The organism is Curtobacterium sp. BNK-1, from assembly GCF_048685235.1.
GTDB classification, from domain to species: domain Bacteria; phylum Pseudomonadota; class Gammaproteobacteria; order Enterobacterales; family Enterobacteriaceae; genus Pantoea; species Pantoea agglomerans.
The window spans coordinates 399,295-413,202 of sequence record NZ_JBLQTJ010000001.1 but is presented as its reverse complement, the minus strand read 5'-3'; the positions used below and the strand labels follow the sequence as shown (position 1 = coordinate 413,202).

Below are 13,908 nucleotides of genomic sequence, written 5' to 3'. Positions count from 1 at the left end.
TCAAAATAGCCGCCTGAATCAATGCAAAAACCGCCTGAATTGTCGATTTTTGGCAAATTGCGCGCATTCTAATGATCGCCCTGGCCATTGTCTACCCTGCGGCGGGATTTTTTCACCCTTATCTGCCTTCTGAGGAAAATAACGGGCATAAGCAGCAAAAAGAGAGGAAAACTCGGCGGAATAATCGTTTGCCAGGCAGCGTAAAAGCAAAACAGAAGCAGCGCGGCCTTTATTTTTGACCAAATGGTCAAAAATAGCATCCGGCAGAGCAAATAAATGAAGAAAACAGGAAAAAACAGAAGTCAGAGATAAATTTATATCGGTAAGGCAGATTTCAGATAAAATTAAGGGCAATGAAAACATTGCCCCTTTTCAATCAAGCGATTATCGATTGAAACAACCACATCACGATGGTTCACAACACTTACAACATCGACAAATCCAGCACATCCCGCATATCAAACAGGCCAGATTTCTTATCTTTCAACCATAAAGCGGACTTAACCGCGCCATTTGCAAAGGTCATACGGCTTGAAGCCTTGTGGGTTATCTCTACGCGCTCGCCAATATCTGCAAACATCGCAGTATGCTCACCGACAATGTCACCCGCGCGTACTGTCGCAAAACCGATGCTCTGCGGCTGGCGTTCGCCGGTGTGGCCCTCACGCGTATAGACCGCATGCTCATCCAGTTTCCACTGCATCGCATCGGCAATCGCCTCACCCATCGCCAGCGCGGTTCCGGAGGGCGCATCCACTTTATGGCGGTGGTGCGCTTCAACGATCTCAATATCCGCGTACTCTCCCATCACTTTGGCAGCCTTCTCCAGCAGCTTCAGCACCAGGTTAACCCCCACGCTGAAGTTAGCGGCGAACACAATGGGGATATCTTCTGCCGCGGCCCGAATGGCCGCTTTGCCTGCTTCATCAAAACCGGTGGTGCCGATCACCATCGCTTTGCCCTGCTCACGGCAGATCGCCATATACTCCAGCGTGCCTTCCGGGCGGGTGAAGTCGACCAGCACATCAAAATCGTTAATCACCGCGCGTAAATCGTCAGCGATGATGATGCCATTTTTTCCGATGCCCGCTAATTCACCAGCGTCGCTGCCGGTCAGCGATGAGCCCGGGCGAGCCAGTGCCGCACCCAGTTCAGCGCCTTCTGCCTGCTGCGTTGCCTGAATCAGATTACGGCCCATACGGCCCGGCGCGCCCACAATAGCAATGCGGATTGTGTTCATATTTATTCATTCCTAAAACAAAACTATGCATCCAAAGCGTCATCAGGTTAACGATGAGTTAACAGTCACGCCACTATTAATCCGTGATAATAAGAATTTTATGCCAGCCGCCCGTGATTATCAGTAAAAGCAATCACCGCAGCAAATAACGACTTTTTTTGTCAGATTCAAAAAACAAAAAAGGCCGAACAGAGTCGGCCTTTTTATCAGTAATATCGCAGAGTTACTGCACGTTACGCACTTCGACACGCAGCTCTTTGGGCACTTCGAAGACAATATTCTCTTCACGGCCAATCAGCTCAATTGCCGCTTCGCCGCCCAGTTCACGCAGCCGCTGGATCACCTGCTGCACCAGAATATCGGGCGCTGACGCGCCTGCGGTGACGCCGATGCAGGCCACGCCTTTTACCCACTCTTCCTGAATATCATCCGCAGAGTCGATCAGCTTCGCCAGCTTACCGGCACGCTGAGCCAGCTCAGCCAGACGGTTAGAGTTAGAGGAGTTCTTCGACCCCACCACCAGCACCACTTCCGCATCTTTAGCCAGAGTACGAACCGCTTCCTGACGGTTGGTAGTGGCATAGCAGATATCATCTTTACGCGGCCCGATAATCGCCGGGAAGCGCTGGCGCAAAGCATCAATGATGTCAGAGGTGTCATCCACCGACAGCGTGGTCTGCGTCATGAAGCTCAGATTGTTTTCGTCTTTCACTGTCAGTCTGAAGACATCTTCCGGTGACTCCACCAGATACATGCCGCCATTAGGGTTGTTGTACTGCCCCATGGTGCCTTCGACTTCCGGATGACCTGCATGACCAATCAGTATTGCCTCAACGCCTTTACGGCTGGCGCGTGCCACTTCCATATGCACCTTGGTCACCAGCGGACAGGTAGCGTCAAACAGCATAGTCAGATTGCGCGCTTTGGCTTCGGCACGCACCGCCTGAGAAACACCGTGCGCAGAGAAGATCAGAATCGCGTTATCCGGCACTTCACTGATCTCTTCAATGAAGATGGCACCGCGCTCACGCAGGCTGTTTACCACGTAACGGTTATGCACCACTTCGTGACGGACATAGATTGGCGCGCCATACATCTCCAGCGCGCGCTCAACAATACTGATGGCACGATCAACGCCAGCGCAGAAGCCGCGCGGATTAGCTAACAGGATTTGCATCGTTGGCCTCCAGTGCGGGATCGATTTCCAGCACCTCTACATCAAACTGAATACGACGACCTGCCAGCGGATGGTTGAAATCCACAGTGATAGAGTCACCGGAGATTTCACGGATCACGCCAGGCATTTCACTGCCGCCCATGCCGCTGAACAGCATGATGGCTCCCACTTCCGGCTCACCCGCATCGATAAAGTCCCGACGCGAGAAATACTGGATCAGGTCAGGGCTGACGCCGCCAAAGGCGTCGTCCGGTTCCAGGGTAAACTGTTTAGTTTCACCCGCTTTCAGCCCCAGCAGTGCCTGCTCAAGTGCCGCAGAGAGGCTGCCATCACCGAGACGGAACAGCGCGGGCTTGCCGTTTGCACGGGTCGATTCCGCCGTCGAGCCATCTTCCAGCTTCAGCGTAAAATGCACCAACACCGCGCTTTCGCGCTGTACGGACTCAGTCATCACTTACCCTTTCTGTTTAGCCTGTTTGCCGTTCGGGCTGAAAAAGCCCTCCAGCACCACCAATGCAGCACCGATACAGATGCCGCAGTCAGCGATATTAAATGTAGCGAAGTGCCAGTTACCGACATAGAAATCGATAAAATCGACCACAAAGCCATGGTATGAGCGATCAAACAGATTGCCTATCGCGCCGCCGATGATCAGGGCATACGCGATGTTAGCGATCTTCTGACTGGCATGATTACGATACATCATCACGACCAGTGAGATCACGATAGCCAGCGCAATACCGGCAAAGAACCAGCGCTGCCAGCCGCCTTTGTCCGCCAGGAAACTGAACGCCGCGCCGTAGTTGTGCGCGTAGAACAGGTTCAGGTAGGGCATCAGCGGTTGGGTTTCATGCAGCATCATGTTGTTCATCACCCACTGCTTACTGGCGAAGTCGACAACAATCACCACCAGCACCAGCCACAGCCAGCGCAATCCGGTTGATAAAATAGGTTTACGCATCAGGCAAATTCACGCTGTTCGCCGTCACCGGCTACGTTAGTGTAACAACGACCACAGACCTCAGCATGCTCAGGATTCTGTCCGACGTCGGTAGTGTAATGCCAGCAGCGCTGACATTTCTCGCCTTCCGCCTTGTGCAGCGCGATTTTCAGACCTTTCAGCAGCTCACTCTGCTGCGCTTCGTCGTTCGCCAGGGCGTAATCAGCCACCTGTGCGCCAGAGGTCAGCAGCACAAAGCGCAGCTCATTACCCAGCGCCTGCAGTTTAGCCGCCAGCTCCGGATCGGCATAGAGCGTGACCGTTGCTTCCAGTGCGCCACCGATACGTTTATCCGCACGCGCCTGCTCGATCACCTTGTTCACTTCGCCACGCACTTTCAGCAGCTCAGCCCAGTAGGCGTCATTCAGCGCTTCATCTTCAGCCAGGCCAAACAGCCCCTGATACCACTCTTCGGTAAAGACATACTGCGCACGTTCGCCTGGCAGGTAGCCCCAGATCTCATCCGCCGTAAAGGACATGATCGGTGCCATCCAGCGCACCAGCGCTTCGACGATATGCCACAGCGCGGTCTGGCAGCTGCGACGCGCCAGGCCATCGCCTTTCGCGGTGTACTGACGATCCTTGATGATGTCGAGATAGAAGCTGCCCATCTCAATTGAACAGAACTGCATCAGACGCTGGATCACTTCGTGGAAATCGTAGTTCTCGTAAGAGGCAACGATATCGGCCTGTGCCGCCTGAGCGCGACCGACGGCCCAGCGATCCACCACCACCATCTCTTCCGGTTTCACCAGATCGGTAGCCGGGTTAAAGCCGCTGAGGTTAGCCAGCAGGAAACGCGCGGTGTTACGGATGCGGCGATAGGCATCGGCAGAACGTTTAAGGATCTCATCGGAGACCGCCATTTCGCCCGAGTAGTCGGTTGATGCCACCCACAGGCGCAGAATATCGGCGCCCAGTTTGTTCATCACATCCTGCGGCGCAACCGTGTTACCGATCGATTTCGACATCTTGCGGCCCTGACCATCCACGGTGAAACCGTGCGTCAGTACCTGACGATAAGGCGCTTTGCCCTTCATCGCCGTGGAGATCATCAGCGAGGACATAAACCAGCCGCGATGCTGATCGGACCCTTCCAGATAAAGGTCAGGCGCATGTCCGCCAAATTCCGGACGCGCATCAACCACGGAATAGCTGGTTGAACCGGAGTCAAACCAGACATCCAGCGTATCCGGCACTTTTACGTAATGATCGGCATCGTCGCCCATCAGCTCGCGCGGATCGAGATCCCACCAGGCCTGAATCCCCTCCTGCTCAACGAGCTGCGCCACTTTTTCCATCAGCGCCAGCGTGTCCGGGTGCAGCTCTTCGCTCTCTTTATGAACGAACAGGGCCATCGGTACGCCCCAGGTACGCTGACGAGAGATACACCAGTCAGGGCGGTTCGCCACCATCGATTCGATACGCGCCTGGCCCCAGTCCGGGATCCACTGCACGCCTTTGATCTCCTTCAGCGACTGCGCACGCAATCCTTTCTGATCCATGCTGATGAACCATTGCGGCGTGGCGCGGAAGATGATCGGCGTTTTATGGCGCCAGCAGTGCGGGTAGCTGTGCAGCAGTTTCTCAACGTGCAGCAGCGCGCCCTTCTCTTTCAGCAGCTCAACGATCATGTCGTTGGCTTTAAAGACATTGACCCCATCCAGCGTTGGATAGGTGCCTGGCAGATAGCGGCCATCCGGTCCGACCGGATTGGCGGTTTCGATGCCATATTTCTGACCGATAACATAGTCATCCGGGCCGTGGCCAGGTGCCGTGTGGACTGCACCGGTACCCGCTTCCAGGGTGACGTGATCGCCCAGTACCACCAGCGACTCAAGCGCCAGGAACGGATGCTGGAATTTCTGCAGCTCCAGCGCCGCGCCTTTACATTCGCCCAGTACCTGCCATTCGCTGACGCCCGCGCGCTTCATCACGCTCTCGACCAGATCTTTTGCCAGGATCAGCGCGCGACCGTCGATCTGCAGCAGCTGATACTCAAATTCCGCGTTTAACGAGATGGCGCGGTTAGCCGGCAGCGTCCACGGTGTCGTCGTCCAGATCACCAGTGAAATCGGACCATTAACCTGTGCCACACCAAACGCCTGACGCACCGCGTCGGCATCAATGGCGTTGAACATCACATCAATCGACGGTGACGTTTTGTCGTAATACTCCACTTCCGCTTCTGCTAAGGCAGAACGGCAATCCAGACACCAGTGCACGGGCTTCGCGCCTTTGTGCAGGTGGCCGTTGCCGATGATTTTACTCAGCGCACGAATGATGTTGGCTTCGGTACCGAAATCCATGGTCAGGTAAGGGCGATCCCAGTCGCCCAGCACACCCAGACGGATAAAGTCCGCCTTCTGGCCTTCAACCTGTTCCGCGGCGTATTTGCGGCACGCTTCGCGGAATTCAGCAGCGGTGACTTTCTCGCCTGGCTTGCCGATCATCTGCTCAACTTTGTGTTCGATTGGCAGACCGTGACAGTCCCAGCCCGGCACATACGGCGAGTCATAACCCGCCATGCCTTTCGACTTAACGATAATGTCTTTCAGAATCTTGTTAACGGAGTGACCAATATGAATGCTGCCGTTCGCATACGGAGGGCCATCATGCAGGATAAAGGTTTTTTTCCCTTTTTTGGCTTCGCGGATGATGCCGTACAGATTGTCGGCATACCAGCGTTGCAACATTCCCGGTTCGCGTTTGGCCAGATCGCCACGCATCGGGAATCCCGTTTCCGGCAAATTCAGGGTAGATTTATAGTCACTCATCAGATTCTCGATTCCGTTTTTCGCTCAGGTTAAAGCAGCCCAAAGAACTGCCGGGCCGTTACCACATCGTTCGCAATTTGTTCTTTCAACGCCTCCAGTGAGGCAAAGCGCTGCTCGTTTCGTATTTTCTGTTTCAGCACCACATCAATGTGACGACCATAGAGATCCATATTGATGTCGAGCAGGTGAACTTCAAGCTGCTGGCGTAAACCTTTTACGGTCGGACGGGTGCCGATATTAGCGACACCTGGCAGTGGCTCGGGCGTCAGACCCCGTACCTCCACCGCATAAACCCCTTTCACCGGCGAGACGCTGCGGCGTAAAGGGAGGTTCGCCGTGGGGAAACCCAGCGTGCGTCCCAGTGCATCACCGTGCACAACGCGGCCGGAAATAGTGAAAGGGTGACCAAGCAGTGACTGCGCCAGCGCTAAATCATCCACGGCCAGCGCCTGACGCACGGCAGTACTGCTGATTCGCTTACCGCCATCACAGAAGGTTTCGGTGCTGACGACCTCAAAGCCGTACTCCGCACCGGCTTTCTGTAATAACAGGAAATCACCCTGGCGACCAGCGCCGAAGCGGAAATCATCGCCTACCGCAAGGTACTTTACGTCCAGCTTTTCGACTAACAGGTCACTGATAAAACGCTGGGCGGACAAGGCCGCAAAGCGACGGTCGAACCGCACGCACAACACTTTATCGACGCCGGCTTCCGCCATGTATCGCAGTTTTTCACGCAGACGCGTCAGACGAGCCGGCGCTTTGTCACCGGCAAACAGCTCCAGCGGCTGTGGCTCAAAAACCATGACCACCACCGGCAGATTACGCTTACGTCCCTCTTCACACAGCCGCGACATCAGCGCCTGATGCCCACGGTGCACGCCATCGAAATTACCAATGGTCAGAACGCAGCCGCGATGCTGCTCGTTAAGATTATGAATACCGCGGATAAACTTCATGGCTGGCCCAAACCGGTGGAAATCGGCGGATTATACCCTTGAAAGCGACTCAGGTTAACCCGTCAGCACGCCTTTCATGCTTTAGGCGCTGCATTTCCTGTTGCAGAAGCGCATGTTAAGAATTTTGTCGCGAAATACTGTATTCAGCGAGGGGAAGCTGGTAGAATCCTGCGCCATCAAATACGTAACCGAGTGCCGCTCTCAGGGCGACGCTTATTTGCACAAATCCATTGACAAAATCAGGTTAGAAGGGCATAGTCCTCGGCCTTTGATTTGTCTCTATAGAACACATTTGGGAGTTGTACCTTGGCTAATATCAAATCAGCTAAGAAACGCGCCGTAACATCTGAGAAACGCCGTAAGCATAACGCTAGCCGCCGCTCTATGATGCGTACCTTCGTTAAGAAAGTATACGCGGCGATCGCTTCAGGCGACAAAGCTGCTGCGCAGAACGCATTCAATGAAATGCAACCACTCGTGGACCGTCAGGCTGCTAAAGGTCTGATCCACAAGAACAAAGCTGCACGTTATAAGTCTAACCTGACTGCACAGATCAACAAACTGGCTTAATCGCCTGTTGTTAATCGCTTTGTTAAAAAAGCCGGCGCTTACGCCGGTTTTTTTTCGTCTGTCCCCTGGCGGGGAAAGAGTTCGCTGAAGTCTGCGTGACAGAGTCGCTGCACCGCCGGATGCTGAATCATCCGCTCCGCGAAGAGTATGTGATACTCCTCTGATACCGCGTCGAGCCGCCCGACTTCATATATCCCCTCACGTTGACCCATCTCCAGCAAAGGCGCGACAAAAATCGCATTCTGTCGCGCACCAAACGCCGTCATCAGTGCCGCATCATCAAACTCACCGAGAATCTCCACCTGCACTCCCTGGGTGCTGATCCAGTTGAGGATTTTGCGCCCCAGCATGGAGCGGCGCCCCGGAATCAGCAGGGGACGCGTCTCCAGGCAGGCCGGAAAAGAGAGATCGCTGAGCGGCTGGGTTGACCAGAAGCTGATCGGGCATTCCCCCAGCTTCACCGAAAATAGCCCTTCCTGTTGGGTGGGGTCGATGGAGCAGTCAGAGATAATCATATCCAGCTTATGCTGACTGAGCTGCTCCAGCAGCATTTCGTGGGTCGATTCAAAACAGCGCAGATGAATTTTCTCCTCTGCGACCACCGCCGTCTCCAGCACCTTGCTGACCAGCTGCTTTGAGAGCGCATCTGCCACGCCAACATCCAGCAGCAGATGGGACTCTTTGCGGTAATTCACAATATCCAGCATCTCCTGACTCAGCATAAACATGCGGTCAGCATAGCGAAAAACCAGCTGCCCCAGCTCCGTCGGTACCAGGCCCCGTCCCTGACGCCGGAACAGCTTGCCCTGCAGGCGCTCCTCCAGTGCCTTAATCTGCCCGGTAATGGTCTGTGGCGTCAGGGAGAGTGCCTCTGCTGCGCCAGCTATCGATCCCGCACGGCAGGCGTGCCAGAAGTAGTAGAGATGATTGAAATTGAGCTGATTCATAGAAAAAAGGAGGCTTACGCCTCCTCTCCATTAGCGCAGTTTAATTCGCAGCAGCGTATAGCCGATGACGGCTGAAAGCAGAGAGCCGGTCAGAATGCCCAGTTTAGAAAAGGTCACCAGCTGTTCATGCGCGGCATCAAAGGCCAGCGAACTGATAAAAATTGACATAGTGAAGCCAATTCCGCACAGCACACCAATCGCCATAATATCGCGTATGGTTGTGCCGTTGGGTAATACTGCCAGCCGCAGTTTTACCGCCAGCCAGCAGAAGAGCGTAATGCCTAATGGCTTACCGATTAACAGGCCGAAGATGATACCTGACGGTTCAGGCGAGAGGACATCACTCAGCGTAATGCCAGCAAGTGAGATACCGGCATTAGCAAAGGCAAACAGCGGCAGAATCATCCAGTTCACCCACGGCATCAGACCATGCGCCAGATGTTCCGCTGGAGAGTGCCCCTCTTTCTTCTCCAGAGGCACGAAGAAGCCCACAATGACGCCAGCCAGGGTTGCGTGGACGCCCGACTTCAGCACGGCGGTCCAGAGTATGATACCCACCAGTATGTAGACTGAGATTCTACGGACGTTAAAGCGGTTCAGGAGTGCCAGCACAACAATGGCGCCAGCAGCCACGCACAGGGAGAGCACTGAGAGGTCACTGGTATAGAACAGAGCGATAATCACAATGGCACCCAGGTCATCAATAATCGCCAGTGCCATCAGAAAGACTTTCAGCGCAACGGGAACACGGCTGCCCAGAAGGGCCAGCACACCCAGCGCAAAAGCGATATCGGTTGCGGTGGGAATGGCCCAGCCGTTACGTGCAATCTCATCACCATGGTTGAAAAGCAGGAAGATCAGGGCGGGTAACGCCATGCCGCCTATTGCCGCGATGACCGGGAAGATCGCCTTGTCACGGCTGGCAAGTTCGCCGACCATCAACTCACGCTTTACTTCCAGGCCAATAACCAGAAAGAAAAGCGCCATCAGCGCATCGTTGATCCACAACAGCAAGTTTTTGCTGATATCCAGCGCTCCGAAGCGGATTTGTACCGGTTCATTCAGCAACGCCTGGTAACCCTGGGCGGTAGCGGCCGTATTGGCGAGGATCATCGCCGCGACCGCCGCCACGATCAACATCACGCCATTGCTGGCATCACTTTCAATAAAACTTTTTAGCAGATTTTTTAATTTGCGCGGCTTGTTCAACGTTCATCTTCCTGAGCAGAGACAGAATGTTAACCAGTGTAACGATTCATATAGTTCGTTAAAAGCAGCTTATACCGCGCTATATGCTCGGTTTCGCCGAGCAGTAATAGCAGTAAACGTCGACATTTTTATGAGTGCTGCGGTGAGGGAGAGATAATGCAGCCATCACAGGCAGGGGATTTAAAGTAAAAAAAAGCGGAGCCGGGGCTCTAATGCTGGTCAGTTAAGATTAGATTTGTAAAGGCTGTCACGGTCAAACGTGGCAGCTTTTTTTCCGGGCGAGCGAGCCGCAGTGCGGGCCTGAGCACCTCTGCTGCTGCCGGGCCGTCCTCGCGCCGCTCACGCGGTACCTTCGGCTTTGACGGCGTGCCGACGAACCGTTCGGGGATCGGCCCTCCCTGGCCGGCCCCGAACTGTCCACGCTTCCCGGCGTGGACTTCTGGCCCGCCGTCACGCCTCAGCGCTGCGGATAGCCCTTTCAGCAGCAGAGGCGCTCAGGCCTCCACTCTCGTGCCCTTTTTAACACTACACACTGAAGTTTCAGAGCAGGCTGGGGTCGGGCAGGGGCAGGTAATCCGCAGCGCTGAACAGAATGAGTCTGCCAGGAGAGCCCGCAGGACGCGGGCGAAAGGCGGGGCGGCACAGGATGTGCCATCCCCGCCGGTCCGTCAGGCAGAGGAATGAAGTGAAGGAACCGCGCAGCGGCGCGAGGACCGCCAGCCCCTGCACGGCACCAGACTGCGTTATCACCTGTCGCTTAACTGACTGGCATCAGAGCCGGGGCTCCGCTTTTTATCAGGCAGACTTAACGAGTCAGATCATCAAAGAATTTTTTCACGCCGTCGAAAAAACTCTTGGAGCGTGGGCTGTTATGCTCACCGCTCGGACCGCCAAAACTCTCTTCCAGTTCACGCAACAGCGCTTTCTGTTTCTCATTCAGGCTGACCGGTGTTTCCACCACGACACGACACAGCAGATCGCCGACCGCGCCGCCACGCACAGATTTTACGCCACGTCCGCGCATGCGGAACAGCTTGCCGGTCTGAGTTTCTGACGGCACTTTCAGCTTCACGCGACCATCCAGGGTCGGTACTTCAATCTCACCGCCCAGCGCTGCCATCGCAAAGTTGATCGGCACTTCACAGTAGAGATTGTTCTCTTCACGCTCGAAGATCGGGTGTTTCTTCACCGAGACCTGAACGTAGAGATCGCCTGCTGGTGCGCCCTGCTCGCCCGCTTCGCCTTCGCCGCTCAGACGAATGCGATCGCCGGTGTCGACCCCTGCCGGGATTTTCACTGACAGCGTTTTCGACTTCTCAACGCGGCCATGACCATGACAGGCGTTGCACGGATCTTTAATCACCGAGCCGCGACCATGACAGGTCGGACAGGCCTGCTGAACGGTGAAGAAGCCCTGGCGCATCTGCACCTGGCCTGCACCGTGACAGGTTGAACAGGTTTGTGGCTGCGTTCCCGCTTTCGCGCCGCTGCCGTGGCAGACGTCACACTCTTCCAGCGTTGGAATGCGGATCTCTTTGGTCACGCCGCGTACCGCTTCTTCCAGCGACAGCTCCATGTTGTAGCGTAAATCGGCGCCACGGGATGCGCGCTGACGGCGTCCACCACCAAAGATGTCACCGAACACGTCGCCAAAGATATCGCTGAAGTCTGCGCCGCCGCCACCAAAGCCGCCGCCGCCGTATCCACCGCCACCCATACCGCCCTGTTCAAAGGCTGCATGACCATATTGATCGTAGGCCGCACGCTTCTGCGCATCGGTCAGGATTTCGTACGCTTCCTTGACCTCTTTGAATTTGGCTTCGGCTTCTTTGTCACCGGGATTACGGTCCGGGTGAAATTTCATTGCCAGGCGTTTGTAAGCCTTTTTGATTTCACGCTCGTCCGCGGATTTGGCGACGCCTAAAATCTCGTAGTAATCACTCTTCGCCATGTTTATTTAGCCCTTAACATGATCGCACGGGCGTGGAGAGATCTCCTACGCCCGTGCTGGTTTCAACGGCTGTCAGGCCAACCGTCGCGCCCGGTCAGGGGCAATTATTTCTTGTTATCTTTCACTTCTTCGAATTCAGCATCGACAACGTCGTCATCTTTCTTCGCTGACGCGTCACCGGCATCCGCTGCACCCGCCTGAGACTGCTGTGCTGCTTCCATCAGTTTGCCGGACACTTCCATCAGCGCCTGCATTTTGGCGTCGATTTCCGCTTTGTCTTCGCCTCTCAGCGCAGTTTCCAGCGCGGCCAGAGCGGCTTCGATTGGCGCTTTGTCATCAGCTGACAGTTTGTCGCCCGCTTCTTCCAGCTGCTTACGCGTGCTGTGGGCAATCTGATCGCCCTGGTTACGCGTCTGTACCAGCTCTTCGAACTTGCGGTCAGATTCAGCGTTCGCTTCCGCATCACGCACCATTTTCTGGATCTCTTCATCGCTCAGACCTGAAGAGGCTTTGATGGTGATTTTCTGCTCTTTACCGCTGTTCTTATCTTTCGCCGACACGTGCAGGATACCATCCGCATCGATGTCGAAGGTCACTTCGATCTGCGGCAGACCGCGTGGCGCGTTCTGGATACCGTCGAGGTTGAACTGGCCCAGTGACTTGTTGTCATTGGCGCGCTTACGCTCACCCTGCAGCACGTGAATGGTCACGGCTGACTGGTTATCTTCAGCAGTCGAGAAGACCTGGCTGTGCTTGGTTGGGATGGTGGTGTTCTTGCTGATCAGCGAAGTCATCACGCCACCCATAGTTTCGATACCCAGTGACAGCGGGGTAACGTCCAGCAGCAGCACGTCTTTCACGTCGCCACCCAGTACACCACCCTGAACCGCAGCACCAACCGCGACCGCTTCGTCCGGGTTCACGTCTTTACGTGGCTCTTTACCGAAGAACTCAGTCACTTTGGCCTGAACCAGTGGCATACGAGTCTGACCACCCACCAGGATAACGTCGTTGATGTCTGAAACAGACAGTCCGGCATCCTGCAGCGCAACTTTCAGTGGCGCGATTGAGCGAGCAACCAGATCTTCAACCAGTGACTCCAGTTTAGAGCGGGTCACTTTGATGTTCAGGTGTTTAGGACCGGTCGCATCTGCCGTGATGTATGGCAGGTTAACGTCGGTCTGCTGTGCAGAAGAAAGTTCGATTTTCGCTTTCTCTGCCGCTTCTTTCAGACGCTGCATCGCCAGTGGATCGTTGTGCAGATCGATGCCCTGGTCTTTCTTGAATTCAGCAACCAGATAGTTAATCAGGCGGCTATCGAAGTCTTCACCACCCAGGTGGGTATCACCGTTGGTCGCCAGAACTTCAAAGGTTTTTTCGCCGTCAACTTCGTCAATCTCAATGATTGAGATATCGAAGGTACCGCCACCCAGGTCATAAACCGCGATGGTGCGGTTACCCTGGCCTTTATCCAGACCGTATGCCAGTGCAGCAGCAGTCGGTTCGTTAATGATACGTTTGACTTCCAGACCTGCGATACGGCCGGCGTCTTTGGTTGCCTGACGCTGCGCATCGTTGAAGTAAGCCGGTACGGTAATAACCGCTTCAGTCACTGGCTCACCGAGGTAATCTTCGGCGGTCTTTTTCATTTTCTTCAGCACTTCAGCAGAGATCTGCGGCGGTGCCATTCTCTGACCTTTCACTTCCAGCCATGCGTCGCCGTTGTCAGCGCCGGTGATTTTGTACGGCATGATTTTAATATCACGCTGTACTTCTTCGTCCTGGAAGCGACGACCGATCAGACGCTTAATTGCGAACAGGGTATTCTGCGGGTTGGTCACTGCCTGACGTTTAGCCGGTTGACCGACCAGAATTTCGCCATCCTGTGTATACGCAATAATTGAAGGCGTGGTGCGATCGCCCTCGGCATTTTCCAGCACGCGTGCTTTAGTGCCATCCATGATCGCAACACAAGAGTTGGTTGTACCCAGGTCAATACCAATAATCTTACCCATCTAAACATCTCCCACTTAAATTCGTTGCCAATTTGGGTTGTGAACCTTTTATGTGGGCGGGTT

The 13,908-nt window shown here is 54.8% G+C and carries 12 protein-coding genes; 1 reads left to right on the top strand and 11 read right to left on the bottom strand.

Annotation, left to right across the window (positions count from 1 at the left end; all coding sequences use genetic code 11):
* Positions 1 to 18: 18 nt before the first annotated feature.
* From ACMGGP_RS01840 to ribF, 7 genes are all read right to left on the bottom strand, one after another.
* The gene (locus tag ACMGGP_RS01840; protein WP_131541978.1) at positions 19 to 363 is read right to left on the bottom strand and encodes a hypothetical protein; all 345 of its coding nucleotides are present in this window, start codon (positions 361 to 363) and stop codon (positions 19 to 21) included.
* 61 nt (positions 364 to 424) lie between these two features.
* Positions 425 to 1,240 carry a 4-hydroxy-tetrahydrodipicolinate reductase gene (gene dapB / locus ACMGGP_RS01835; RefSeq protein WP_010253726.1) on the bottom strand — a complete coding sequence of 272 codons (816 nt, stop codon included), beginning with the start codon at positions 1,238 to 1,240 and terminating at the stop codon, positions 425 to 427.
* Between the two features lie 223 nt (positions 1,241 to 1,463).
* Positions 1,464 to 2,417, bottom strand: a complete 954-nt coding sequence (gene ispH, locus ACMGGP_RS01830) for a 4-hydroxy-3-methylbut-2-enyl diphosphate reductase (protein ID WP_010253724.1) — start codon at positions 2,415 to 2,417, stop codon at positions 1,464 to 1,466.
* A complete protein-coding gene (gene fkpB / locus ACMGGP_RS01825) occupies positions 2,398 to 2,868 on the bottom strand; it encodes an FKBP-type peptidyl-prolyl cis-trans isomerase (RefSeq protein ID WP_010253720.1) in 471 nt (156 codons plus the stop codon). Before fkpB ends, ispH begins: the two co-directional genes overlap by 20 nt.
* Positions 2,869 to 2,871: 3 nt before the next feature.
* Positions 2,872 to 3,378, bottom strand: a complete 507-nt coding sequence (gene lspA, locus ACMGGP_RS01820; protein WP_010253719.1) for a signal peptidase II — start codon at positions 3,376 to 3,378, stop codon at positions 2,872 to 2,874.
* Positions 3,378 to 6,194 (bottom strand): isoleucine--tRNA ligase, encoded by a 2,817-nt coding sequence (ileS, locus tag ACMGGP_RS01815; protein WP_498798088.1) that lies wholly within the window; start codon positions 6,192 to 6,194, stop codon positions 3,378 to 3,380. The genes lspA and ileS overlap by 1 nt, the downstream gene beginning before the upstream one ends.
* 29 nt (positions 6,195 to 6,223) lie before the next feature.
* The gene (ribF, locus tag ACMGGP_RS01810; protein ID WP_010253714.1) at positions 6,224 to 7,153 is read right to left on the bottom strand and encodes a bifunctional riboflavin kinase/FAD synthetase; all 930 of its coding nucleotides are present in this window, start codon (positions 7,151 to 7,153) and stop codon (positions 6,224 to 6,226) included.
* Between the two features lie 306 nt (positions 7,154 to 7,459).
* Between ribF and rpsT the strand changes: the two genes are divergently transcribed.
* Positions 7,460 to 7,723, top strand: coding sequence for a 30S ribosomal protein S20 (rpsT, locus tag ACMGGP_RS01805; RefSeq protein WP_008925553.1), 264 nt, complete (start codon positions 7,460 to 7,462; stop codon positions 7,721 to 7,723).
* A 38-nt stretch (positions 7,724 to 7,761) separates the two neighbouring features.
* Here the strand turns inward: rpsT and nhaR are convergent, their stop codons facing one another.
* The 4 genes from nhaR to dnaK all read right to left on the bottom strand — a co-directional run bounded on the left by nhaR (position 7,762) and on the right by dnaK (position 13,845).
* Positions 7,762 to 8,670 (bottom strand): transcriptional activator NhaR, encoded by a 909-nt coding sequence (nhaR, locus tag ACMGGP_RS01800; RefSeq protein ID WP_060679443.1) that lies wholly within the window; start codon positions 8,668 to 8,670, stop codon positions 7,762 to 7,764.
* A gap of 30 nt (positions 8,671 to 8,700) precedes the next feature.
* Entirely contained in the window at positions 8,701 to 9,879 is a 1,179-nt protein-coding gene (gene nhaA, locus ACMGGP_RS01795) for a Na+/H+ antiporter NhaA (protein ID WP_010671807.1), read from the bottom strand.
* Between the two features lie 805 nt (positions 9,880 to 10,684).
* Positions 10,685 to 11,830 carry a molecular chaperone DnaJ gene (gene dnaJ / locus ACMGGP_RS01790; protein ID WP_010253699.1) on the bottom strand — a complete coding sequence of 382 codons (1,146 nt, stop codon included), beginning with the start codon at positions 11,828 to 11,830 and terminating at the stop codon, positions 10,685 to 10,687.
* 104 nt (positions 11,831 to 11,934) lie between these two features.
* The gene (gene dnaK, locus ACMGGP_RS01785) at positions 11,935 to 13,845 is read right to left on the bottom strand and encodes a molecular chaperone DnaK (protein ID WP_010253698.1); all 1,911 of its coding nucleotides are present in this window, start codon (positions 13,843 to 13,845) and stop codon (positions 11,935 to 11,937) included.
* Positions 13,846 to 13,908: the final 63 nt, after the last annotated feature.